The organism is Streptomyces sp. NPDC058525, assembly GCF_042719495.1.
GTDB lineage: Bacteria > Actinomycetota > Actinomycetes > Streptomycetales > Streptomycetaceae > Streptomyces.
Window position 1 is genome coordinate 44,009 of the sequence record NZ_JBHXNP010000003.1, and the last position, 20,861, is coordinate 64,869.

Below are 20,861 nucleotides of genomic sequence, written 5' to 3' on the forward strand. Positions count from 1 at the left end.
GGCCGATTGGGCAGCGGCGGGCCGTATCCGGCGCGGCCGCCTACCGCGTCGATCGCCTGTGCTCAGGCGGTGCGGTACCAGCGTTCGGCGGCTGCGAGGAGTGTGGTGTCGGCGTGGTGGCGGGCGACCAGGTGGAGTCCGACGGGTTCGCCGGCCGGTGTCGTTCCCGCGGGCAGGGTGAGCGCCGGGTGGCCGGAGAAGTTGAAGGCCCAGGTGAGGGCCACGCTCATGAGGGTCCCGGGGCCGTCGTGGCCGTGCGGGGGGTGTGGTGTGGTGGGGCAACCGCCAGACCTCTTCCGGCCGACAGCGAGGACGCCCCGGTCCCGCCGGTGGCCCGCGGCCAGGGCCCCGGAATCCAGGGGCCGAGCCGGGTGTTGCGTCGTATTCGCTCTCATTCGGGCGGCCGCGTCTCCGTTCGTTTTGAGGAATCCGTGCCGGGGTGAATCCTTTGGAGGTGGTCGAGCCTCTCTTGCATGTGCGGACAACAGCGTCGGCACAGGAACCGGAGGTTGTCGTGATCATTGGTGCCGTCATCGGAGCGGCTGTGCTCATCTGCGCGTGCGTTGTCGTCGTGCGGCGTCGGCGGGGGCGCGCACGTGGCTGACTTCACTTGGCCCGGTGAGCGGTTGATCGCCGCGGCGCAGGAGGGCGACGCCGAGGCGGCGGCCGCTCTGGTGTCCGGCTCGCACCCGCATGTGCGGCGGTTCGCGTACTCCCTGTGTGCCTCTCCCCAGGACGCCGAGGATGCCGCGCAGGAGGCGCTGATCATCCTGTACCGGAAGATCGGGATGCTGCGGGCCTCCGGTGCGCTGGCGTCGTGGATGTTCCGCATCGTGCGCAACGAGTGCCTGCGGCGGACGCGGCTGGCCCTGCGCAGCGACGGACCGGTCCCGGACCGTGTCGTGCCGTCTTTCGAGGACGAGGTGTTGCAGCGTCTGGAGGCCGGCCGGGTGGCGGCGGCGATCGCGGGCCTGCCGGCCGACCAGCGGCGTGTGCTGATCATGCGGGACATCCAGGGCTACAGCGGGCGGATGGTCGCCGATGCGCTCGGCCTCAGCACCTCTGCGATGAAATCGCGGTTGCACCGCGCCCGCACCACGGTTCGCCAGGCATTGCAGGGAACGTCTGATCCGCTCCTGGGAGCCGGCCATGAATGAGCCTCAGAGCTTCGCCAGTTCTTCGCTGCCCCGGCACTTGGCCCGCGGCGCGCTGGGATTCGGCGCCCTGACCGGATCGGTCCTCCTGATCCCGGCAGTCGGGCCGGCCGGCCTGCTGCTGGCACCACTGGGCCTGCTCGCACTGCGCGGGTGCCCCCTGTGCTGGACGATCGGGCTCCTGCAAACCATCTCGAGGGGCCGTTTGCGGCGCTCGTGCGTGGACGGCCGCTGCGAGCTGTCCGTCGCCGGGCACGTCCAGCCGCCTGAGCAGGGGGCGGGGAAACAGCTGCGGAGCATCGGGTAGGTGGAGGGCCGCCACACGCCGTGCGGCGGCCCGCCACTCGCGCCCCCGCCGCGTCGCCACACACGTGCGACACCGCTCAGCGGACCGTACCGGGCAGTAGCTTTCGCGGCACCGGCCGCGGGCTCGCCGACGCAAGACCCGCGCGGTCACAACCAACCGAGCTTGAGCACTTCCAGCAAGATCACAACTACGGGCGCCCAGTCGGCCACGGCCTGCCGTACTGACAGACGGCGTTCGCACCGAACGCAGTGACGAGCCGGATCCATCTCTGTAGCCATTCCATCCTCCTCTCGATTCTCTTGAGCAGCTGCGCGGTGTGGTGCAACGGCGCATCGATCAGCTGTGTTCGGCCACGTCACCGTTCGGCTTCCGATGCAAGAGCCTGCGCATCCTGCGGGCGGCCGCCCACACGATCACACCGGAGGCGGCCGCGAGGGCGGCCGGGCATACGACGGCGAGAAGCACGGGCACTCCCAGCCAGGACAACACCGCCGTGGCCGCGGCCCACAGCAGCAGGCCCAGTACGAGCGCCGTCAGGACTTCGGCCCGTCCGAGACGGCCGCTCGGCATCCGGCCCTGGAAGGCGTTCCAGCGTGCGCGGACGGTATTGGTACCGCGGTGTGCGTGGACCCGAGCCGCTCCGGGGGAGCAGTCGATGTGGCTGCCGATCTCCTCGCTCGAGTAGGAGCCGGCATGGCGCATCTCCGTAGCGGCCGCCTGCTTGCCCGGCAGAGCCCGCACGTCCCGGATGATCAAGCGTGCGAGCACCTGGTTCTCGACCGAGGCCTGCGGCGGCAGCGACGACCAGTTCCCGGTGGCCTCGTACCCATCGAGTGCCTCGAGGTCGGCCGACGTGTACCGGCGTGCCTCCTTGCCGATCTTCGATACGAGATGGCGGGCTACGGTGTACAGGTACTTGTCCGGGGCTTCGACGGTGGGCCACTTCTCCAGCGCACGGGCGAAGGTCTCCTGCAGCACCTCGTCGACGTTCAGTGCGGACTCGGGCAGGCCGTGCGTCCTCGCTCGGGAGCGGATGAACCGCCTCAGGCCGTCTCCGTAGACCCGGTATGCCTCCTCGACCTCATCGGTCCAGCTCGGCCGCTGGGCTCGGGCCGGGGTGGGGAGGTCACGGTCGGAAGTCGATTCGCTCATCGCCGGCGGTCCTCTCGCGGCGTCATCGGCTCGTTCGTCATGGAATGGCCCTTCGCGGTGTGGCGGCGGGCCTTGGTGACCGGCCCTCTCCTGTGAAGAGCGTCGTAGGGCCGAAGTGTTAACCGCCGGGCCCGCCGTTTCATGCGAGCAGGAGCAGCACGACGAGCGTGACCGGGGCCATCACGATCGCCGCGACACCCAGTGCGACGGACTGGCCCGCCATCCTGGCCTCGACCACCGACCGGATCCCGAGTGCCAGGGCCACGGGACACATCACGGGACACAGCAGAGCCGTGGCCATACCCAATACGGCCCATCGGACGGGCTTCAACCCGGTACCGACCGAGTTGAGCCGCACCGCACGGTGCACGGCGGCGTCGCGGTCCATCGGCCGCTGCTGCCGCAGGCCTCGTCGACTCACGAAGTAGATGATCAGCGCGGGGACCGCCCACATGGCGCCGAAGGCATACCCCTCTTCCGGGTTGCCGGATGCGTAGCCGCCCACCACAGCGGCGAGTGGCGGAGGCACTACGATCCACGCCACAGCCTTGGCGTAGTTGACCTTGCCCGCTCCTTGCCGAACTTCTTCCACGACGGCCAGCTGCACGAGGGTCTCAGGTGCGTCCGATCGGACCGCGCCGACCGCGCCGACCGCGCCGACCGCGCCGACCGGGCCGACCGGGCCGGCCGGTTCGGCGGTACGGGACACGTCTTCGGCCCACTGCCGCAGCGCCCTGCGGGTGGCCGCCACGTGTTCCAGTCCCATGGCGGGGGGCGTCTGGCGTCTGGGCGTCCGTACCCTGCCCGGTCCGGCGTCCACAACGACGAGCTTGGTGCCGTCCCGCAGCAGCAACTCTGTGTTGGCTCGCGTGGGATGCCAGAGCCTCGCCGCGACGACGTCATCCAATGAAATGCGCAGGCGGTCACCTTTCACCGGTTCGTCGGCCATGGCCTGAACCCGGGCAAGAAGCCGCTCGCGGTGGGTCCACCAACGCGGGTCGCCAACGTCGAGACGGAAGAAATTCAGGGCGTGAGCCTCGACGGCCAGATCGTATAGGCCGCCGTTGAGGCGAACCATCATGACGCCGATCAGCTCGCTCCCGGGCTCGGCGATCCGCAGGTCACGTCGTCCAGCGCGGCCCTCGTCAATGCCGTGCTCACGAAGCCGGGCCCTCAGGCGGGGCATGCTTTTTCGGGGTGCGTCACCGCGGTGCCGGCCCAACCGGTGAACTCCAGGGGGCCTTGCCGCCCGATCGGCTCGGGGCCTTGTGGCGTACACGCCCAGTGAGCGGCGCCAGAGTTCTCGGCAGCCAGTGCCATGGCGTCGCGCAGATGCTCACGCAGTTCGAAGGCCGTGTTGCGTACGGGCGCCACACTGATCCGGGCGCACTTGAGCAGAGCGGCCAGGTCGCCCGCCCGACCTGCTGCGAGGAGGTCGAGTACATCCCCCAGCCTGGCTTGGGGGTTGCCGAGCACGCGCCCGGCGCAGCGGTACAGCGCATTGGCTCGCCTCTGTGCGCGCTCGCGTGCCACGCGGACGGCATGGTCGGGGAAGGGCGTTCCCGGTGTCCGCACGGTCCGCACGGTGCGCAGGGTCTGAGCGTCGAGGGCCTCGTCGTAGCGGCCCAGGAAAGGTGTCAGCGCTGTGGCAGGCCGGTGATCGGCGGGCCGGCGAGAGCTGTCGGAGCCCGCGGCCTCGATGACGCCGATGCGTTCCTCCAGCAGTGGGTGCGTGTCCCATGGCGAGGCTTTGGCGGCGTGCGTACTGCTGCCCTGCGAGGGGGCCGAGACGCTGTGTTGGAGGAAACCCTTGAAGCCTTCGGTGACTCCGGTGAGAGGCACCCCGTCTACGGTCACGGCCGCATACTGCTGCACGAACAGCCACCAGGCTTCGTCCAAGGCGTGGGCCCGCCGCAAGGCGCCGACCGCGGTGTCCTTCCCGGTCAAGGCCGCGGCGTTGAGATCGGCCAGGTGCTCCTGATACCGCAGGACCGAGAGCGACACCCTGCGGTACAGCCAGTGGTAGCCGTTCAGCAGCACGCCCCAGGGAACTCCGGCGCCCCGGACCGCGTCCTCGATGGCTTCCCAGCACGCATAGGTCAGGCCGGCGAGGCGGCTGTCACCGTGCGCGTGATGCCCCAGTTCGTGGGCGAGGATGAAGCGGAGCTGGTCGGACGTCAGGCCGACCAGCAGGCCGGCGCCGATGTAGAGGTAGCGCCTGCCGCCCAGGAGTCCGAGGAGCCTGCGGGGTTCGTACATGTACGCGTTGGCTTCCGGTACGAGACGCAGTTCGTCCGGAGCACGGCAACGAAGCCGCGCGCACAGGGCGTCCACCATTTCCCAGAGATCTGGTGCGGTGCTCCTGTCCACGGTCACGCCCGTATGCACGGGAGGCCTGTGGAGAAGCGCACGCCAGACGGACACGACCACCGCTGTGCCCACGAGCAACGCGAAGGCCAGCGCCTTCAGGCCCGCGCCGTCCACACGCTCGTTCAGTATCAGCACCGCGGCAAGCACCAGCCCGAAGACGAGTACCGCAGCAGTCACGAGATAGCCCACGAGCAGGGCAATGGCGAGCAGAGCTCGCGCCACGACGGACATTCGGCCCCCTCCGGACGCGGACCGCCGATGGCCGCACACCTACGGGGCGGCATCCAGAAGTATGGTCTGACGAAGACGTCCCTACGCCTCGATCGGTCCGGATCCCCGCTGGAGCCAGCGTCTTCGGCGGCAGAATGCCGGCGCAGACGCAGTGGACGGAGGCGGTAGGCAACCAGGCGCAGCCTGCCACGCCACGGGAGCGGGCCGGGAACGCACGTCCACTCTGCTGACCGCCGCTATGCGGGCGGAGGAGTCGGGCCGCCGTTGAAGATCCGGTCGAGGTGGTGGTGGAGTACCGCGATGGCCGAGTCGGGCGTCCGCTGGCCGACGAGGATGCTCGTGCCCATCGTCGCGGCCATGGCGAGCAGGCTGATCGCCTCCGTGCGTGCGTCGATCCCGGCATCCGCCAGGCCCGTCTCCTGTGCCTGCTCGAAGAGTTGAGTCAGTGCGTTCTCGGCGGCGTCGGGGTTGTCGATGAAGGGTTGGGCGGCGAGGGCGTCGTCGGTGACGGCGAGGATCGCGTAGGAGCTGTAGAGGAGGTGGAAGGTTCGGCTCTCCTCGTCCGTGGGGAGGGAGGCCAGGAGCAGCGCCTCGATGGTCGCTCGCGGACCTGGGTTCGGGCCGGCGGCGGCGAGGCGGGCACCGACGCGTGCGGTGAACCGGTCGGTCAGGTACTGGAGCCCGTAGAAGAGCAGCTTCTCCTTGGTCTGGAAGTAGTACTGCACGAGGCGCAGGGACACGCCTGCCTCGGCCGCGACGTCGCGCATGCCGACGGCGTGCAGTCCGCGCCGCCCGGCGACTTGGATCAGGGCCTCGGCGATCTGGGTGCGCCGTTCCTCGTGGTCCACGCGCTTGGGCATGTGTCGTGCCTCCGCCTGTCGGTGGTCGGTTCGCGTCCGGCGGTCCGGACTTTTTCATGGTACCGCCGTATCAGCAATGTGATACGTTCGTATCACGAAGAACGGATCTCCCGGAGGTGCCCCGTGCCCGAGAACACGACCCGAGTACGCCGCGACATCGGCCACTACGTGAACGACGAACTGCGCGACCGCTACTTCGCCGCCTGCGACGCCCTCTACGCCATGGGCGCGCCCGCCCGCTCCGAGACGGACGTGGAGACCAGCTTCGGCACCACCCACGTCTACCGGTACGGGCCTGCGGACCCGGCGGCCGCCTCACGCACCCCCGTGGTCCTGATCCACGGATCGGGAGGCTGCTCCGCCCAGTGGTACCCCAACACCCCCGCCCTCAGCGCCGAACGCCCCGTCTACGCACTCGACACCCCCGGCGACCCCGGTCGCAGCGTCCACCGCGAACCGATGTGGCAGCCCGAGCGCGCCGCCCAGTGGATGGACGAGGCCCTGGATGCGCTGGGCCTCGACAAGGTCCACCTCGTCGGCTCCTCGTACGGCGGCTGGCTGGTCATCAACCAAGCCCACCTCCGGCCCGAACGCCTCGCCTCGGTCACCGCCCTCGACCCGGGCGGCCTGGAGAAGGTGGGCCTGCGCTTCTTCGTCTGGATCTTCGTCAGCCTCTTCGCCACCTTCGCCCCCAGGGCGCTCCGCCCGCGCCTGGCCTCATGGCTTGAGCAACCGGTCCTCGTCGTGCCCGAGCTGCGCAGGTGCATCCAGGCCGGGGTACGGGCCTTCCGGATCCGCCGCCCCGCGCCGCTGCCGCTGTCCGACGAGGAACTGGGCTCCATCCGGACGCCGTTCTACCTGATCATGGGCAAGCGCAGCCTGCTCGTACACCCCAAGCGGCAGCTGGAGCGCGTACCGCGCCTGATCCGCGGCGCCCGCGCCGAGATCGTCGCCGCGACCGGCCACGGCCCGCAGATCGACCACCCCGAGCTGGTCAACACCCGGATGCTGAGCTTCATGGAGGACATCGACTCCCTCGATCCGGCACCGGCGCGGCACGCCGCGGACGCGTAGCCGCGAGGGCCCGCGGACGCGGACTCCCCAACAGGGCATGGGAGAAGCTCGGTGGCGGCTGGGGCGCGTGGAGGTGGACACGGCGGTGTGTGAGGATCACGGCATGGCCACACGTACCCCTCCACCGTCCGCTGTGCCGCACTCGCCGACCGCCCGTACGTCGGCCGTCCGCGTGCTGGCGGCCCTGTTGGACCGCTCGGTGGAGCAGATCGCGGAGGCCGCGGCAGACGTCCGCTGGTTCGACCGGGAAGCGATTCGTGCGGCAGCCAACGTGTGGGACAACAACGTGTTTCCGCTGTTCTGGGCCGTGAGCACGTCAGACGCCGATGAACGCGAGCGGCGGGCGGTCATCGCGCTGGAGTGGACGGCCGGCTTCGGCGAGCGGCGGCGCATGTGGATGACCGAGCAGGCCGCGATCGCCGGGTACGAACTCGATTCGCTCCTGGCGCCTAGCGAGCCCTATATCCCGGGCCGCGACTACCGCGGACACGTCATGACACCCCAGTGCCGGCTGACTCGGCAGAACGTGGACGATCTGCTCCCCGACTACGATCTGGCAACCGCATCCGTTCGCCACCTCCGGGTGGAACGCGCAGGCAGGCGCCTGAGCGGCTTCCTCCAGTTGGTTGTTGACCGCAGGTACGTCATAGAGGAGAGCGCACCCGCGTCACCTTCTCTCCTGGACGTGTGGCTGGATGAGGTCACCGACGTGGCGTTCGACCTCCGCGACACGCGGGGAGTGATACTGGACGCCGGTCCGCGGGGGATCGCGATGTCCCTGGGCACAGGCGGTCGCCTCGGTGCCGCTGCGGGCGAGTACCGCCTTGACGACGATTCATGGCACCTGTCGGCTGCGGGTCGGCGTACGGACGCCATCACCCCACCTCGCACCAACCGGTCGGGCAGGCTCCGCCAACCACCCGTTGGAGACTTGGGAGCTGAGGCTCGTGCTGCTGCCTTCCTGCTGCGCGGGGCCATGTTGCAGCTCCGCTCGGTGCGGTGTGCCCCCGCAGGCGGTCCTCACCATGGCCGCTTGGACCGCGGCGCACACCTGCTACGACTCGGAGCGGACGGCCACCGCGCAGCTCCAACTCGCCCTGCCGCCCCGCCCCGACGTGAACTCCTCAGCGCCATGGCGGCTACGTACCGTCAGCTGTACCGACCCGGATGCCTTCGCCCTGCACACCGATGCATTCCAGGGCCCCGGATCCCTCGTCCAGGTTGGCAAGCCCATTGCTGCCTGCAGCCTCGACCTGCACCAGGGGGCCTTGCTCGTCTCAGCCAGAGACGGGTGGAGTGCCGCAGTGAGCTGACCGCCGGCAGAGGCCGAGGATGTTGACCTCAAGTGTGATCGAGGTTCTAGTGTGTTGTCTGGTTGATCATCTGACGACGGGAAACATGCCCATGATCCTCGTGACCGGAGCCACCGGAAACATAGGCAGCGCGCTGCTCAAGGAACTGCACGCACGCGGCGCCGGGCCGCTGAGAGGGCTCACCCGTGATGCCGCGGGGGCCGACTTCCCCGAAGGGGTCGAGGCCGTGGAGGGCGACCTCGGGGAGCCGGCGTCGTTGAAGCCCGCGCTGGAAGGGGTGCGCTCGCTGTTCCTCGTATCGCGTCTGGGACCGGACGCCGACATCCTCGAAGCCGCCCGCCTCGCGGGCGTGGAACACGTGGTCCTGGTGTCGTCCATCACCGTCCAGACCCACCCGCACCTCGGCCCCGCCGGCGAGAACCTGGCGGTGGAGCAACTGCTCAAGGCGAGCGGCATGGCCTGGACGATCCTGCGCCCGACGCAGTTCGCCTCGAACTCCCTCATGTGGGCTGCCTCCATCCGCGCCCACGAGACCGTCAGCGCGCCGTACGCCGGGACCGCTCTGCCGACCATCCACCCTGCGGACATCGCGGCGGTGGCGCGGGTGGCGCTGACCGAGCCCGGGCCCGGTCACCGGGGACGCACGTACGCCTTGACCGGTCCGGAGCCCGTCTCCGCCCGACAGCAGGTCGAGGCCATCGGGGAGGCAGTGGGCCGGGAGATCCCGTTCCTGGAGATCAGCCGCCGGCAGGCACACGCACAGATGGCCGCGGTCTTCGGCGCCGAGGCCGCGGACGCGGTGCTCGACGTCACGGGCGGTGACGTGAACGACGAGCTCCTGATGGTGCGCGACACGGTTTCACAGATCACGGGAACGCCGGCCCGCCCGTTCCGGCAGTGGGCATCGGAGAACGTCGACGCCTTCCGCTGAACCGCCGGGCTCAGCTCGTCCGATCGGCGCGTAGGGTCCGGAGATGGACATAGTCAGTGGTGTCGTCGGGATCGAGTACTCGCACTTCTACATCGCCGAGCAAGTAGAGGAGGGGTTCGACAGTGTCGGTGATCTGCCGGACTTTCGTACCAGCGAGCCCGTGATCGTCACACCCGGCATGCTCACCGTCGTCAGTCGCGTCCAGTCGCACGACGCCTGGGTGACTCTCATGGCCGCCGATGCCGAGCCTGTGCAGCAGACGGACGCATGGCAATTGCTCGGGTCCTGGCCGTACCGGCCCGTTTACAGGGGGCGGATGGGAATCTCCGGCCCGACCACCGGCCCTGCCCTGCCGGCATTGGGCTGGCTTCCGGGCAGTCAGGGATACGCTCCAACCCTGGCGCTTGACCCAGCGACGATCTACGCGGTTCACGTCTATGCCAGAGGCCGAGAGGACTCGCGCGCCCGGTACGAAGCGGCAATGGCCCGTGAGGAGTGGGGCATTCACGAGGGGTTCGAGGCTTACGTCGCCATCTTCATCCCTGAGGGAGAGCAGGCCACCCCTCAGGCCGCAGCTTGAACGGCGTCTGACCTCGGAGGCTCTGGAACTCCGGCTCCGCCGACTGGACCTCCGCGGGGTGTAAGAGTTCTGTCATGAGAGGCGACAACACGAAGCAAGACCGGCCACACCTCGGGCGGCTGAGCCGTATGGCCACGGCCGGAGCGTTCGGTGCCGCGCTCGCCCTGGCCGCCGTCACCCCCGCGACCGCCGCAGACGGCGGTGGCAACCAGGCGCCCGCAGTGCCCAAGACCAACAGCCTCGCGACCGCCTACGCCTCCATCTTCGGCTCCGCTCCGAAGAACCGTATGGGCATCATTTGGGCGGACACCAAGCTGGACATGCAGTGCTGGGCGGAAGGCGCCTGGTCCAAACGGCACCAGCCGCTGGTTCTTCGTCAGTGCTCCCAAACCGATTGCCTTCGGCACCCGGCACGGTGTGACATGTGGGCATGAGCAGAATGGCGCAGGTCATCGTGTTGGCGCGATACGAGGACGAGGTGATGGAGCCGCTGACGCGGCCGGACGAGGCCCGCACCTGGCACGGCTGCTTCGTGCAGATCCCCTGGTTCGTCGGGGGCTGGCACGTCGAGTTCGAGCGGTGGAACGGGCGCCGAGGCGTGCTCCAGGACCTGGAGTCCCTGCCGTGGAACGAACCCGCCTGCGTGCAGGTCATGCTGCACGACGAGGACGACGACGTGTTCGGTCTGTGGATGTTCCGCGGCGGAGTACTCGTCGAGGTGGGCATCCCCGGCACCCAGCGGGTGCACGTCGCTGGCCCGCCGGGGGAGGTGGACCCCGGCTTCCTGGTCCGGACCGGCCTGGGCAGGGGAGAGGACCGGCACTCGCCGGAGCACGTACAAGACCCGCGGTCGTGCTGGTGACCGAGCCCAGACCGGGGGCGAGTCGACGGCCCCGCTAGGCCGGGCTGCGCGGCGGCAGCTGCCGGGTGATCCGGTCGAACAGGTCCGTCAGCGGCTCGCTGATGTCGCGGCCGAACTCGCTGAGCCCGTAGGTGACCTGTGGCGGCGTCGTCGGCTCGACCTCCCGCCACACCAGGCCGTCCTTGACCAGCGCGCGGAGGGTCTGGGCGAGCATCTTCTCGCTGATGCCATGGATGCTCTCGCGCAGCTCGTAGAACCGGAGGTCGTTGCGCCGCAGGGAGATCAGGACCCAGATGCCCCATCTGCTCGTCACGTGGTCGACCACATCGCGCGCGGGGCAGTCGGTGTGAAACACGTCATACCGCTGCTCAGGACCGGTCTCGGTGAGCTGCGCGCTTTCCGTCATGTGATGAGCTTACCCAAAGGTATGTCCTTACCAAAAGTTAGCCCGGCTCCTAGCGTCAAAGCCACGAAGACATCCGACAAGGAGCTGATCATGATCGTGGTGACCGGAGCTACCGGGAACATCGGCCGGCCGTTGACGCAGGCCCTGGCCGAGGCGGGCGAGCCGGTGACGGCTGTCTCGCGACATGCGGCGGCGCTGCCGCACGGCGTTCGCCACATGGCGGCCGACCTCGCCGATCCGGCCGGCCTCAGGCCCGCGTTGGAGGGGGCGAAGGCCCTCTTCCTGCTGCTCTCCGGCGACCTGCACGCCACTGGAGCCAGCCATACCGACATCATCGGCGAAGCCGCGGCCGGAGGAGTCCGGCGGGTCGTACTCCTCTCCACACTGGGCGTGGCGACCAGGCCCTTCGGCCCGACGCGGATCGCGATGCGCGCACTGGAGGACACGCTGCGCGGCTCAGGCCTGGAGTGGGTCATCCTGCGGCCCGGCGGCTTCGCGTCCAACGCCCTGTGGTGGGCCGAGTCCGTACGCGCGCGACAGCTCGTCGCCGCGCCGTTCGGCGACATCGGAGTGCCGATCATCGACCCGGCGGACATCGCTGCGGTCGCGGCGGCCTGCCTCCTCGACGACCGGCACACCGGCAACGTGTACGAACTGACCGGCCCACAGGTGATCACTCCTCGCCGGCAGGCACAGGACATCGCCGCCGCGCTGGGCTCGCCGGTGGGGTTCCACGAGTTGACCCGAGACGAAGCCAAGGCCGCCATGACCCAGAGCATGCCGGCGGAACTCGCCGACGACACCCTGGACATCCTCGGTTCCCCGAGCCCGGCCGAACTGCGCGTCAGCCCGGACGTCCGGCGCGTCCTGGGCCGCGACCCTCGCCCCTTCGCCGACTGGGCCGCCCGCAACGTCGCCGCCTTCCGCTGAGACCGGTCAGCCCCGCCGGCGGTGCAGCACCCCGCCGGGAACGCGGCCGAGCCTCGGAGCTGCCGGGCTGCCACCCAGGGCCAGGCACAGGTCGGCGACGACCCGCTCGCCGCCATCCGGCGCGAGAGCGCCGAGGAGCTCGGTGTCACACTTGGACCGCTCACCCACGTCCTCGACGCCTATATGAGCCCCGGCTCCGTCACCGAGCGCCTGCACTTCTACGCCGCCCCCTACACCCCGGCCGATCGAACCGGAAGCGGCGGCGGACTCGAGGAGGGCGGCGAGGACATCGAAGTACTTGAACTGCCCTTCACCGACGCCCTCGCCATGATCCGCGACGGCGCACGACGCTAGCGGATCGCTGTCCCGGTCTGGCCCGCCCAGCGGCGCAGTGCGGCGATGGCCTGTTGGGCGTCGTTCGGACGCAGGCCGTTGATGGAAATGTGGTGGTTGGCGTCGGGGACGTTGAAGAGGTGGGAGTCGTAGCTGCCGCTGCCCGGGCGGAAGTGCTCTGCGACCGCGATGTCGTTCTCGCCGTTGACGAACATGAGTGAGCTGCCGTGGCGGCGCACCCAACGGTCGATGTCCGCCATCGCGGAGGGCTGGAAACGCAGGGGGATGTCACGCGGCACATAGGTGCGCAGCTCCTGGATGCCCGGGTAGCGCAGCAGTCCCTCCAGGTAGGGGGTGGTGAACTGTGCGTACCCGAGTTGGGTGCCCAGTTGGTAGAAGTACGGCGTGAACGCTTCGAGGGTCTGGTCGGTGTAGACCGGGAGCTGGGTCACATCGGCGACCCACGCGTAGAGGGCATCGTCTGTGGTTGCGGCGGTGGGTATGGAGGCGCAGCCCCCCGTGGGCTGATGCATCCAGAACATCATCGGCAGCCGCAGCACGGCGAGCTCGAACGCCCGGTCTGCGCTGCCGATGGTCTGGAAGGTCTTCTGCTCGCCGTCGGCCCACCGGGCATACCGCTCTGTCATCGCTTCGCGCCGTATCAGTGCCTCACGCTGGGCGGACTTGATCGCGGCACGGCACTCGGTGGTGCCGACCTGCTCGAGGCGGGCATCGTACGCGGTGTCGTCTTGGTCGTCCGTGTTGTTGGGGGCGGAGTAGGCGACCGTGCCGGCCACGTCTCCTGGGTAGAAACGGCGGTGATAGACGGCGGTCATCCCGCCTTTGCTGCCGCCGGTGGAGATCCATGCGCCGCGGTAGATCTTCTTGAGGGCAGTGATGAGGCGGTGATGGTCACTGGCTGCCTGCCAGATGGTGAGCTTGGACCAGTCCGAGCCTTCGGGCCGGGACGTTCCGAAGAAGCGTTGCTCGGTGGTGATCTGATTGGCGTCCAGCAACTCGGTCGGCTCGGTCAGGCGGTTCGGCGACGGTCCGAGGTCGTAGCCGCTGGAGTAGAGCACCATGGGGCGCCGGGTCGACTTGTGCACCAGAGTCAGCCTCTGGTCGAAGGAACCTTGGTCGGCGTGCCGGTGGTCGGAGGGCTGCCGGTAGGCGAGGTCGAGGACGACCTGGCCTGCGGTGGCGGCGGGTCGTTCGCCGAGCACGCGCATTCCGGGAATGGCTTCGATCCGGGCCCGGATGTTGCTGTCAGGCGGTTGAGCCAGGGCCGGCGCGGACAGCCCGGTGGCCGTGAGCGTGGTCATCAGGAACAGGGTGAGGAGGCGCCTTGTCACGTTCTTCATGTACTCAAGGCAACCGCACCTGGTGGGGGCGGCGGATCCCCCGCGCGTGGAAAGCGTCTCCCACTCATGGGGGGTGACAACTCGGAGCCTCTGGCGTAGTGATCACGGAGCACTGGGTCAGAACCAACTACCCCGCTCACGCTGGTCAGCTGTGAGGTTCTGACCGCTCTCCGTGCGACCTACAGCTGACGGAGGGCCGCCACCCCCCAAGGGGTGGCGGCCCTCCGTCATCGGCCCGTGCCTGGGACCTGCTGTGCGTGCTGCTGCCGTGCACCTCGCGACCGCGGACGCGGCCTCCGCCCGGTCCGCGAACCGGTCACTCTGCCTACAGCTGCGGCGTGCGGGGCGGCACCGTGCGCCGGCTGCCGGTCTTCTCGAAGGCCGCGGCGAGGACCAGCAGGGCGTTGTCGTCGTAGGCGCGGCCCGCGAAGGTCAGACCGACCGGCATGCCGGTGTCCGCCATGGTGCCCATCGGCACGGTCACCGTAGGGATACCGAGGTGGCGGGGGACCAGGTTGCCGTTCGCGACCCAGACGCCGTTGCGCCAGCCGAGGTCGGCGGACGCCTCTGAGACGTCCATGTCCGCGGGGCCCACGTCAGCGACCGCGGGGAACACCACCGCGTCCAGTCCCAGCCCGTCCATCCACTGCTCCAGGTCGACCCGGCGCGTCTCCTCTAGACCCCGCAGCCCCTGTTCGAGGTGCGGCATGTCGGTGAGCGACGCATACGGGCGCTCGCGCACGATGCGCGGGTAGTCGCCGATCGTGTCGTCGAAACCGTGGTAGCGGTCGGGCAGTTCACCGGGCTGTTTGGGAAAGATGCGGTCGCCGTCGACCTCGGTGAGGGTGGAGAGCGCCGGGTCGCCGTTGGCGCGCAGGAAGTCGTCCCATGCCCAGGCGGACAGGTCTTCGATCTCGAAGGTCAGGAAGTCGCGGCTGACCAGGCCGCGGGTGAACAGCGAGGGCGCGTCGGGGCGGTCGGACTCGTAGTTCGACACGACCGGGAAGTCGACCTCGACCACCTCGGCGCCGGCGGCCTCCAGGTCGCGGCGGGCGGCTTCCCACAAGGTGATGACCGAGGGACGCGTGTCGATGCGCTGGCCGGTCTGGCCGCCGATGCCGCCGTCGGGGTTCGTTCCGGCGTCAGGGTCGGCGTTGATGTACATCCGGGGTACCCCGACGCGCTTGCCGGCGAGTGCGTCGTGTGCGGCCGCGGCGTCGGCGGGCGCGAGCGCCGGGTACGAAGCAGGTCGTACCTGCGACGCCGGGGGCAGCGCTACCCACGGCTGTGCACGCCACAGGTCACCGCGCGTGTGCGGGTCGTCGGCCACGACGACGTCGAGCAGTTCGAGCAGGTCGGCCATGGTGCGGGTGTGCGGGACCACGACGTCCATGGTCGGTACCAGCGGCCAGTTCCCCCGAACCGAGACCACGCCGCGGCTGGGCGTGTAGGCGCACAGCGCGTTGTTCGACGCGGGTGCCCGGCCCGAGGACCAGGTCTCCTCACCCAGGCCGAACGCGCCGAACGACGCCGCCGTCGCCGTGCCGGAGCCGTTGGAGGAGCCGGAGCCGTACGCGCTGGTGAGCCAGTCGGCGCTGTACGGGCTTTCCGCGCGTCCGTACACACCGCGCTGCATGCCGCCGTTCGCCATCGGCGGCATGTTGGTCAGGCCGATGAGGACGGCCCCGCCCGCGCGCAGGCGCTCGATGGCGAAGGCGTCGCGCTGGGCGACGAGGTGCTCGAACGCGGGGGAGCCGGACGCGGCCGTCAGACCCTTCGCGAGGTAGCTGTCCTTCGCGGTGTACGGGATGCCGTCCAGCGGGCCGAGCGTCTCGCCCCGCGCGCGGCGTGCGTCGCTGGCCTCCGCTTCCGCCCTGGCGTCCGGGTTCATCACGACCATCGCGTTGAGAGCGGTGGCCGTGCCGGGCCGGTCGTACGCGTCGATCCGCGCGAGGTAGGCGTCGAGCAGGTCGACCGCGGTGGTCTCACCCTTCTCCAGCGCGGCGCGCAGGTCGGCGATACAGGTCTCCACAACATCGAATCCATGCGTCATGCGGGTGCCTCCTCGGGGTCGGATCGGTACAGGCGACCGCCGCTGGGCGCGGGGCCGAGCACACGTGGCTCGCCCCTTCGTCGCACTGACTAGATTTTCAGTCTAGACTAGCGTTCTAAGTTTTCAGAACCTACCAAGGTGAGCCCATGTCGACGCCACAGCCCGGGCCCGCGCACCCGCAGGGGTCACGCCTGCCGGAAGGCGGGTCCGAACCGACAAACGCCGAGGTGGGCACCGCTGCGCAGCGTGCGGCCAGGCCCTCGGGCGACAGGCGGCGTCAGCCCAGCGGAGACGAGGCGCGGGGACGGGCGATGAGGGCTGCCATCAGCGTCATTGCCGAGAAGGGGACCGCGGCCGTCCGGATGTCGGATATCGCTGCGCGGGCCGGCATGAGCACCGGGCACATCCTTTACCACTTCGGCAAGAAGGATCGACTGCTACTCGAAGTCCTCGCATGGAGCGAAGCGGATCTCGGCACCCAGTTCCAGCAGGCCGCCGACAAGGCCGAGTCCCCTGCCGAGAAGCTCGCCCTGTTCGTCCGCTTCTACCTGCCCCGCCACCAGGGCGACGAACGCTACGCCCTGTGGACGCAGGTGCTCGCGCAGCGGCATGACGCCGAAGGCCGGCAGGTTCTCACGGCGCTCCTGGACGCCTGGGAGGAGCGGTTGGAGGCCATCCTGCGGGAGGGCCGGGCCCTGCAACAGTTCGCCGACGTGGACCTTCCCGAGTTCATCATCCGGTCCGTGGCCATGCTGAGCGGCCTCTCCGAAGAAGTGATGCTCGGCCGGTCGCGCTGGCAGCACACTTCCGCACACTCCTTCGCCCTGTCGGCCCTCGAACGCGAACTCCGTCCGCCTGGTCAGCGATGAGGCCCTCGGGCAGGGGGGCGGGGCCGGACAAGCTCGCCATCGGTTACCAGGCCGCACTCGACCCTGTTGCCATCCTGACCTGGGCCCGGCGCTGAGCAGGGCGTCCGAAGGCAGTCCCCTGGCCGGTAGCCCCCCGTGGGCTGCCGAGAGGCCCGTCTACCCTGGCCGGGTGATGGATGAGGGGGATTTTCGAGTCGGTGACGTGCTGTCGGTCGCGTGTCCCTTCACGGTGACCAGAGTCGCGCGGGGTGTCACGTGGGATCACGTGTCGGTCGCCACGATCCCCGCTCGAGACGGCCTGGCTGCCGCACCCCACCCAGACCGTGACCGTGCTGCACCGAGGCCTGTCCTATCGCGAGTTCCCGGACGGGAGCCATCTCAATGGCTCGGGGTACGACATCCACCCCGGCGACGGGATTCCTTCACGTTCGAGCTGCTGATGCGTCCGTACGCGGCTCTCCAGGTGGGCGATGAAGTCGCCGACATCGGCGGCCGGGCATGGCGGTTCGACGGCCCTTGGGACTGGACTGCCTTCGACGGAGAGCCGGCCGGTGAGGGCCCCGCGTGGCCGCTCGTCCTGCTCGCCCGAGCAGGGATGCCGTGCTCCGCGGAGGACGCCGAAGCGGTGGCTGCCGGCACGGCGAGCGGCTCGCACCAGGAGACGGTCCGCGAGTGGATGGCGCTCACCGAGGCCTCGCCCACACCCTGACCGTCGGACACGTGCTGGATCTCTCCCGTGGCGGAGTGCCTCAGTCGGCCATTGAGGGCGGGAGTTGGCCAGTTGGGCACATCGTTGGCCGGATGTACGGCCCTGGCCTCATGTCAGGCGACCCTGATAGGGATCATATGTCATATTTCGGACATATCTCCTGACGGGAAGGCATGTCATGAAGTTCGCGGTCATCGGCGGTACCGGGCTGATCGGGTCGCAGGTCGTCACGAGTCTGAACGCAGCCGGGCACGAGGCGGTGCCGCACTCGCAGTCCACCGGTGTCGACGTCATCAGCGGCCAGGGACTGGACGAGGCGGTGGCGGGGGTCGACGTCATCGTCAACCTGACGAACTCCCCGACCTTCGACGAAGCATCCCTGGCCTTCTTCCAGACCTCGATGGACAACCTTCTCGCCGCGGCCCGGGCGGGTGGCGTCGGGCACTTCGTCATTCTGTCGATCGTCGGCGTGGACCAGGTGCCGGAGCTGGACTACTACCGGGCCAAGCTGCTCCAGGAGGACATCCTCAGGGGCGGACCGATCCCGTACTCGATCGTCCGCGCGACGCAGTTCATGGAATTCGTCGACGCGATCCTGTCCTGGACCGCCGACGGCGACACCGTCCGGCTGCCGCCACGCCGATCCAGCCGATCGCCTCCAAGGACGTGGCCGCGGAGGTGGCGGAAGTCGCTGCGGGCGACCCGCTGGGCGGCATTCGCAGCGTCGCGGGACCCGAGATCTTCGCCCTGGACGAGTTGGGCCGGCTCACCCTGTCCCACAAGTCCGACCGCCGCACCGTCGTCACCGACCCCTCCGCCGGCATGTTCTCCGTCATCAACGGCGACGTCCTCACCGACAAGAACGCCCACCTCGCCACCACCCGCTACGCCGACTGGCTCTCCTGAGGAACGCTCGTGTCCTGCCCCGCATGACGGCGTATGCGTCAGCGGGACGAGGTGTTGCCGTTGTGCTGTGCGCCGGAGGCCAGCCGGCTCGCGGCCTGGTCCCATGGCTGAGGCTCGACCGGGTCGTCCCCGTCGAAGGCGTCCTCCTCGAACCAGCCCGTCCCCGCCAGCCATGTCTCCAGCCAGCCTGCGAGGCCGGCGGCGTCGAGGAACCAGCACTGCTCCCACGATCCGCCGCCGTACGGGTTCGGCTCGAAGAGCAGGACCTGACCGTCTCCGCTGAGGCAATCAACGCCGGCGTACATGCCACAGCCCCAGGTCAGGATCGGTACGACGCCTTCGGGCCACTCCGGATGCTCCGCTCCAGCGGAAGCCTCCCGCCGCATCAGGTATTCGCCGGTGACGCTGGAGCCCGGGCCGAGCAGTGGCAGCAGCTGGTAGTCAGGGCCGAAGCCGCCGTCAGCGACCTCGCGGTGTCGATCACGACCGTGATGCTCTCAGGCCCCGCTGACATGTCGACGGTCTGGGCCTCCGGGCGGATCGTCGTGCCGGCTTCCCATGCCTCGCGTCCCCGGACGGGCGGGGTGCTGCGGATCACGGACTTCGCGCCCGCACGACTTGAGCCGAGACGGTTCGTCTTGTTATGGTGGGCGCATGGCTTTCCTCTTCTTCGTCTGAGTCCGGGCACGGCCCCTGCCGCCGTTTCTGCTGCCCGTAGACCCTTCGTATGCCCAGGGAAAGTCCCATGCGCGATCGCGCTCATACCGCCATGCCCGCCACCGTCTCGGCGCCGGCGCAGCTGTCCGTCAAGTCCGTCACCAAGTCCTATGGCACCCGGACCGTCCTCGACCAGGTCTCCTTCACCGTCCGGCCGGGGGAGAAGGCCGCCGTCATCGGCGAGAACGGCTCCGGCAAGTCCACCTTGCTGCGGCTGCTCGCCGGGGCCGAAACGCCGGACGCCGGAGAGGTCACCGTCCGCTTTCCCGGCGGGACGGGCCACCTCGCCCAGACCCTCGACCTCGATGCCGACTGCACCGTGCAGGACGCCGTCGACCTTGCCCTGACCGAACTGCGCGACATGGAGCGCAGGCTCCGTACCGCAGAGGAGTCCCTCGGCGGCGCGTCGGACGAGGCACTTGCCGCGTACGGCGAGCTGCTGATCGCTTACGAGGAACGCGGCGGATACGAGGCGGACGCCCGCGTGGATGCCGCCATGCACGGGCTCGGGCTGGCCCGGATCACCCGTGAGCGCCTGCTCGGCTCACTGTCCGGCGGCGAACAGTCGCGCCTCGCGCTCGCCTGCGTCCTGGCCGCCGCCCCCGAACTGCTGCTCCTGGACGAACCGACGAACCACCTCGACGCGGCGGCCGTGCGCTGGCTGGAGGATCACCTGCGCGCACACCGCGGCACCGTCGTCGCGGTCACCCACGACCGCGGCTTCCTGGAGCGCATCGCCACCACGATCCTCGACGTCGACCGGGACGCGTGCACCGTGCACCGGTACGGCGACGGCTGGGCCGGCTACCGCGCCGCGAAGGCCGCCGCCCGGCGCGGAGCGGAGCAGCGGTACGCGGACTGGGTCGAGGAGGTGGCCCGCGCGGAGGAGCTGCTGGAGGCCGCGGGCAGGAGGCTCGCCACCACCGGCCGCGACCCGAAGCAGGGCTTCGGCAAGCACCGCCGCTCCAGCGAGGCGAAGCTCGGCGGGCAGGTGCGCTCGGTGCGGGAGCGCCTGGATCGGCTGCGGCGCGACCCGGTGGCGGAGCCGCCCGTACCGCTCAGGTTTACGACAGTGCTGCCGTCGGCCGCCGACGGCCCGGTCCAGGGCGCACTTGCCGAACTCGACAACGTACGGGTCGGGGAACGGCTGCGCCTGGACGGGCTCCTGGCGATCGAGCCCGGAATGCGCCTGCTCGTCACGGGGGAGAACGGCGCGGGCAAGACGACGCTGCTTCGCGTCCTCGCGGGCGACCTGCCGCCGGACGCGGGCACCGTGCGCCGCCCCGCCCGGATCGGCTACCTCGCCCAGGAACTGCCCGCGCACGCCACACGGCTGCCGCTGCTCGCCGCGTTCGCCGCTGGGCAGGCCGGGCTGCCGGACGAGCACGCCGAACAGCTCCTGTCCCTGGGCCTGTTCCGCGAACAGGATCTGCACGTCCCGGTTGCCGCACTGTCCGTGGGCCAGCAGCGGCGGTTGCAGATCGCGACCCTGGTGACCCGGCCCGCAGACCTTCTCGTCCTCGACGAGCCGACCAACCACATCGCCCTCGACCTGGTCGAGGATCTCCAGGCGGCGCTCGCGGCGTACCCCGGGGCGGTGGTCGCGGTCTCGCACGATCGTGACTTCCGTGCGCGCTTCGAAGCCGAGCAGCTGGAACTGCACGCCGGCCGCAGGCGCTGACCCGCTCCGGCCCGCCCTCAATTGCCTCACATCCACCAGTCAACCAATCCACAAGTTCGCCA

At 69.7% G+C, this 20,861-nt stretch carries 19 protein-coding genes and 3 pseudogenes; 13 read left to right on the forward strand and 9 right to left on the reverse strand.

What is annotated here, in order from left to right; all coding sequences use genetic code 11:
- Positions 1 to 62: 62 nt before the first annotated feature.
- Positions 63 to 395, reverse strand: coding sequence for an amidase family protein (locus tag ACFWP3_RS02410; RefSeq protein WP_384215553.1), 333 nt, complete (start codon positions 393 to 395; stop codon positions 63 to 65).
- A 201-nt stretch (positions 396 to 596) separates the two neighbouring features.
- Between ACFWP3_RS02410 and ACFWP3_RS02415 the strand changes: the two genes are divergently transcribed.
- On the forward strand, positions 597 to 1,157 hold the full coding sequence (locus ACFWP3_RS02415) for an RNA polymerase sigma factor (protein WP_384215554.1): 561 nt from the start codon (positions 597 to 599) through the stop codon (positions 1,155 to 1,157).
- Complete coding sequence (locus tag ACFWP3_RS02420; RefSeq protein WP_384215555.1) at positions 1,150 to 1,461, forward strand: hypothetical protein; 312 nt, start codon at positions 1,150 to 1,152, stop codon at positions 1,459 to 1,461. Before ACFWP3_RS02415 ends, ACFWP3_RS02420 begins: the two co-directional genes overlap by 8 nt.
- A gap of 336 nt (positions 1,462 to 1,797) precedes the next feature.
- Here the strand turns inward: ACFWP3_RS02420 and ACFWP3_RS02425 are convergent, their stop codons facing one another.
- The 4 genes from ACFWP3_RS02425 to ACFWP3_RS02440 all read right to left on the reverse strand — a co-directional run bounded on the left by ACFWP3_RS02425 (position 1,798) and on the right by ACFWP3_RS02440 (position 6,074).
- Entirely contained in the window at positions 1,798 to 2,613 is an 816-nt protein-coding gene (locus ACFWP3_RS02425; protein WP_384215556.1) for an RNA polymerase sigma factor, read from the reverse strand.
- A gap of 139 nt (positions 2,614 to 2,752) precedes the next feature.
- Positions 2,753 to 3,799: a hypothetical protein gene (locus ACFWP3_RS02430; protein WP_384215557.1), complete on the reverse strand. Its 1,047-nt coding sequence runs from the start codon at positions 3,797 to 3,799 to the stop codon at positions 2,753 to 2,755.
- A complete protein-coding gene (locus ACFWP3_RS02435; RefSeq protein ID WP_384215558.1) occupies positions 3,787 to 5,214 on the reverse strand; it encodes a M48 family metallopeptidase in 1,428 nt (475 codons plus the stop codon). Before ACFWP3_RS02435 ends, ACFWP3_RS02430 begins: the two co-directional genes overlap by 13 nt.
- Before the next feature lie 236 nt (positions 5,215 to 5,450).
- A complete protein-coding gene (locus ACFWP3_RS02440; protein ID WP_384215559.1) occupies positions 5,451 to 6,074 on the reverse strand; it encodes a TetR/AcrR family transcriptional regulator in 624 nt (207 codons plus the stop codon).
- A 123-nt stretch (positions 6,075 to 6,197) separates the two neighbouring features.
- On the opposite strand from ACFWP3_RS02440, the gene ACFWP3_RS02445 reads away from it, so the two are divergent.
- The 5 genes from ACFWP3_RS02445 to ACFWP3_RS02465 all read left to right on the forward strand — a co-directional run bounded on the left by ACFWP3_RS02445 (position 6,198) and on the right by ACFWP3_RS02465 (position 10,834).
- Positions 6,198 to 7,148, forward strand: a complete 951-nt coding sequence (locus ACFWP3_RS02445; protein ID WP_384215560.1) for an alpha/beta fold hydrolase — start codon at positions 6,198 to 6,200, stop codon at positions 7,146 to 7,148.
- A gap of 1,404 nt (positions 7,149 to 8,552) precedes the next feature.
- On the forward strand, positions 8,553 to 9,392 hold the full coding sequence (locus tag ACFWP3_RS02450) for an NAD(P)H-binding protein (protein WP_384215687.1): 840 nt from the start codon (positions 8,553 to 8,555) through the stop codon (positions 9,390 to 9,392).
- 43 nt (positions 9,393 to 9,435) lie between these two features.
- The gene (locus ACFWP3_RS02455) at positions 9,436 to 9,972 is read left to right on the forward strand and encodes a hypothetical protein (RefSeq protein ID WP_384215561.1); all 537 of its coding nucleotides are present in this window, start codon (positions 9,436 to 9,438) and stop codon (positions 9,970 to 9,972) included.
- A 74-nt stretch (positions 9,973 to 10,046) separates the two neighbouring features.
- Positions 10,047 to 10,406 carry a hypothetical protein gene (locus tag ACFWP3_RS02460; RefSeq protein ID WP_384215562.1) on the forward strand — a complete coding sequence of 120 codons (360 nt, stop codon included), beginning with the start codon at positions 10,047 to 10,049 and terminating at the stop codon, positions 10,404 to 10,406.
- Positions 10,403 to 10,834 carry a hypothetical protein gene (locus ACFWP3_RS02465; RefSeq protein ID WP_384215563.1) on the forward strand — a complete coding sequence of 144 codons (432 nt, stop codon included), beginning with the start codon at positions 10,403 to 10,405 and terminating at the stop codon, positions 10,832 to 10,834. Before ACFWP3_RS02460 ends, ACFWP3_RS02465 begins: the two co-directional genes overlap by 4 nt.
- Positions 10,835 to 10,868: 34 nt before the next feature.
- Here the strand turns inward: ACFWP3_RS02465 and ACFWP3_RS02470 are convergent, their stop codons facing one another.
- Positions 10,869 to 11,240 (reverse strand): winged helix-turn-helix transcriptional regulator, encoded by a 372-nt coding sequence (locus ACFWP3_RS02470; RefSeq protein WP_384215564.1) that lies wholly within the window; start codon positions 11,238 to 11,240, stop codon positions 10,869 to 10,871.
- A 90-nt stretch (positions 11,241 to 11,330) separates the two neighbouring features.
- Between ACFWP3_RS02470 and ACFWP3_RS02475 the strand changes: the two genes are divergently transcribed.
- Positions 11,331 to 12,170 carry an SDR family oxidoreductase gene (locus ACFWP3_RS02475; RefSeq protein WP_384215565.1) on the forward strand — a complete coding sequence of 280 codons (840 nt, stop codon included), beginning with the start codon at positions 11,331 to 11,333 and terminating at the stop codon, positions 12,168 to 12,170.
- Between the two features lie 21 nt (positions 12,171 to 12,191).
- Positions 12,192 to 12,512 (forward strand): annotated as a pseudogene (locus tag ACFWP3_RS02480) (NUDIX domain-containing protein); the annotation flags it as partial.
- An 8-nt stretch (positions 12,513 to 12,520) separates the two neighbouring features.
- Here the strand turns inward: ACFWP3_RS02480 and ACFWP3_RS02485 are convergent.
- Positions 12,521 to 13,864 carry a S28 family serine protease gene (locus ACFWP3_RS02485; protein WP_384215566.1) on the reverse strand — a complete coding sequence of 448 codons (1,344 nt, stop codon included), beginning with the start codon at positions 13,862 to 13,864 and terminating at the stop codon, positions 12,521 to 12,523.
- 325 nt (positions 13,865 to 14,189) lie between these two features.
- Complete coding sequence (locus ACFWP3_RS02490; RefSeq protein WP_384215567.1) at positions 14,190 to 15,917, reverse strand: amidase; 1,728 nt, start codon at positions 15,915 to 15,917, stop codon at positions 14,190 to 14,192.
- A gap of 146 nt (positions 15,918 to 16,063) precedes the next feature.
- Between ACFWP3_RS02490 and ACFWP3_RS02495 the strand changes: the two genes are divergently transcribed.
- The 3 genes and pseudogenes from ACFWP3_RS02495 (at position 16,064) to ACFWP3_RS02505 (ending at position 18,401) form a co-directional block, all read left to right on the forward strand.
- Positions 16,064 to 16,786, forward strand: a complete 723-nt coding sequence (locus tag ACFWP3_RS02495; protein ID WP_384215568.1) for a TetR/AcrR family transcriptional regulator — start codon at positions 16,064 to 16,066, stop codon at positions 16,784 to 16,786.
- A gap of 439 nt (positions 16,787 to 17,225) precedes the next feature.
- Positions 17,226 to 17,495 carry a hypothetical protein gene (locus ACFWP3_RS02500; protein ID WP_384215569.1) on the forward strand — a complete coding sequence of 90 codons (270 nt, stop codon included), beginning with the start codon at positions 17,226 to 17,228 and terminating at the stop codon, positions 17,493 to 17,495.
- Between the two features lie 178 nt (positions 17,496 to 17,673).
- Positions 17,674 to 18,401: pseudogene (locus ACFWP3_RS02505) on the forward strand (SDR family oxidoreductase).
- A 38-nt stretch (positions 18,402 to 18,439) separates the two neighbouring features.
- Here the strand turns inward: ACFWP3_RS02505 and ACFWP3_RS02510 are convergent.
- A pseudogene (locus ACFWP3_RS02510) lies at positions 18,440 to 18,877 on the reverse strand (SMI1/KNR4 family protein); the annotation flags it as partial.
- Between the two features lie 269 nt (positions 18,878 to 19,146).
- Between ACFWP3_RS02510 and abc-f the strand changes: the two are divergent.
- Positions 19,147 to 20,799, forward strand: coding sequence for a ribosomal protection-like ABC-F family protein (gene abc-f, locus ACFWP3_RS02515; protein ID WP_384215570.1), 1,653 nt, complete (start codon positions 19,147 to 19,149; stop codon positions 20,797 to 20,799).
- Positions 20,800 to 20,861 lie beyond the last annotated feature (62 nt).